Raw genomic sequence first — 908 nt, forward strand, 5'->3', positions numbered from 1 at the left:
TGCTTTAAGTTGATGTAATTTCTGCCATTGCTGACCACGTAATTGCCTAAGCCATCTGTCAGATAAATGTAATATCCATTGGACTTAAAGCCTTTTACATAGCCTTTGGCATTGTTTCCTATCACACGAACGTAGTCATTCAGCCACAAGCCACGAGCATATTTTGTGTTCTTCTCATTGCGCTTGGATGACGTATTCGGCTGCTTTCTGCCTTTTCTTGCAGTTGCTTCATGAAGCGACCGCTTCTTCTTGCGGAACTGGCTGATCATCGTCACCGTCTCCGGCATCTGACCAACCAACTTGATCCCGCTGATTGCGATCGCGTCCATGAAGTGACCTTTTGGCAAAAGAAGGTTCTTGCGATCTACGTAGGTTTGCGAACCGTATTGAAAGCTTGTTTCTGGGAAAGTCGTCACGATCCGCTTGCGCAGAATGTTCATGAACGTTGCTCCCTTCAGCTGCTTCGTCACTTTCTTTTTCGCCTTCATCCACTTGTAGAGCTTGCCACCTGGCTGGTGGTTCTTCGTAGTATGACAATTCGTGCAAAGCGTTATCAGATTGTCCACCCGATCTGTCCCGCCTTGTGAGCGGTAGACGATGTGGTGAACGACGAGCTTTACGCCTTCGCCATGCTTATGGCAGAGCTGACATGTGTACTCGTCACGTGCCAGCACGTAATACTCATAGTTCTTCCAGTCCTTCAGTGAGCCTTCTTGATACTTCTTGCCAGAAATGTCTGGATTGACCATCTTGGCCATGTCAAACTTGCCTACTTCGATGTGAAGATCGGGATTTGGCAATACAGCCAGATAGCGCTTGATCCAAGCAATGTTATGGCTTACCTTGCCTTTTACTGACGGAGGAAGCCACAAGCCGTCTCGCTTGCCGTGCACTCTGTTTAAAAAGCG

General features: G+C 47.8%; 1 protein-coding gene. It reads right to left on the reverse strand.

What is annotated here, in order from left to right:
- The coding region (gene iscB, locus ACLUXO_RS10170) for an RNA-guided endonuclease IscB (protein WP_412137447.1) at positions 1-908 on the reverse strand (908 nt) is incomplete at both ends.

It is taken from the genome of Lactobacillus delbrueckii subsp. bulgaricus, from assembly GCF_046938665.1.
Classification (GTDB): domain Bacteria; phylum Bacillota; class Bacilli; order Lactobacillales; family Lactobacillaceae; genus Lactobacillus; species Lactobacillus delbrueckii_C.